This window comes from Actinoplanes sp. NPDC051633, assembly GCF_040681735.1.
Lineage (GTDB): Bacteria > Actinomycetota > Actinomycetes > Mycobacteriales > Micromonosporaceae > Actinoplanes.
On sequence record NZ_JBFAZH010001460.1, the window covers coordinates 1 to 1,679 of the forward strand.

At 71.3% G+C, this 1,679-nt stretch carries 1 protein-coding gene; it reads right to left on the reverse strand.

What is annotated here, in order from left to right; translation table 11 throughout:
- Positions 1-1,679: molybdopterin-dependent oxidoreductase (locus AB0M20_RS42065; RefSeq protein WP_364306971.1), on the reverse strand; the 1,679-nt coding region annotated here is incomplete at both ends.

A 1,679-nucleotide genomic window follows, 5' to 3' on the forward strand; every position in this document is an offset into this window, starting at 1 on the left:
GTGCGCCCGGTGGTGAGCAGCAGCGGGAACTCCTCGGACGTCACCTCGGCCGACGGCTGGTAGTCGGCGGCGTGCAGGAACGCTCGCCCGCCCGGCTGCTTGGCGCGGTACTGCCCGGCGCTGAACTCGGCGCCGGTGCTCAGATCCTGGCCGTACGTCTCGCAGTAGCCGGGCTCGGTGTTGAACACGCCGTCGGTGTAGAGCCGCTCCCCACCCCACTGGACACCGCTGGGGCCGCGCAGCCGCTCGTAGCTGATCGCGGTGTAGTCGCACGGCCGCCCCGCCGAGCACCGCTTCCACGCCTCGAACGCCTCCTCGGGGGTGGCCCAGCCGATCAGCGGCGCGCCGTCGCGGTCGCGGAAGTCCATCCGCCGCGCGTAGTCGAGGAAGATCTCGAGGTCGGAGCGCGCCTCGCCGGGCGGGTCGACCGCCTTCTCGCTCAGGTGCACGGTGCGGTCCACGTTGGTGAACGTGCCGGTCTTCTCCCCCCAGGTCGCGGCGGGCAGGACCACGTCGGCCAGCTCCGCGGTCTCGGTCAGGAACAGGTCCTGCACCACCACGAACAGGTCCGGCTTGGCCAGGATGCGGCGGATCCGGGCGAGGTCCGGCAGCGACACGGCGGGATTCGTGGCGCTGATCCACAGCAGCTTGATGGAGCCCTGCTCGGCGTACCGCCAGATCTGCATCGCGTGGGTCGGCGGGGACCAGTGCGGGATCGTCATCTCGTCGACGTTCCACAGCTCCGCCAGCTCGCGGATGTGCTCGGGGTTGCTCCAGTTGCGCAGGCCGGGCAGGTCACCGTCGGCGCCGGTCTCCCGGGTGTTCTGCGCGGTGGGCTGACCGTTCATCTGGTAGAGGCCGGCGCCCGGCCGGCCGATCATGCCCCGCAGCAGGTGCAGATTGTTGACCTGGCAGGACGCGGCGGTGGCCTGGTTGGACTGGTAGAAGCCCTGAAGCACGGTGGACAACAGGCGGTCGGCGGTGCCGAGCAGCTCGGCGGCGCGTTCGACGTCGGCGGGCTCGAGGCCGCAGATGTCGGCGACGCGGTGGATCGGGTACGCGTCCACGACCTCGGCCAGCTCGTCGAAGCCGATCGTGTGCGCGGCGACGTACCGCTCGTCGTACCAGCCGCGCTTGATGATCTCCCGCAGCAGGCCGTTGAGGAGGGCCTGGTTGGTGCCCGCCCGCACTGCCAGGTGCACGTCCGCCTCGCGGGCCACCGGTGTCGACCGCGGATCGACGGCGAGCATCGCCGGTGGGTTGGGTCCCCGGCGGCGGTCCAGCATCCGCGCCCAGAGCACGGTCTGCGTCGCGGCCACGTTGTGCCCCCACAGCGCGATCGCATCGCAATGATCCACGTCGGTGTAGGAGCCCGGTTGCCCGTCGGTGCCGAAGCTGGCCTTCAACGCGGACGCCGCGGTGGCCGTGCACAGCCGGGTGTTGCCGTCCATGTGCGGGGTGCCGAGGCCGGCCTTGCCGAGCACAGCGAGCGTGTAGTACTCCTCGAGGAACAGCTGACCGCTGGTGTAGAACCCGAAGTGTCCCCAGCCGCCCGGGCCCGCCAGCAGCTCGCGGGAGCGCCGCACGATCCGGTCCATCGCGGTGTCCCAGTCGGTCTCCACGAGCCTGCCGTTGTCCCGCACCAGGGGCCGGGTCAGTCGGTCCGGGCTGTGGTTGGC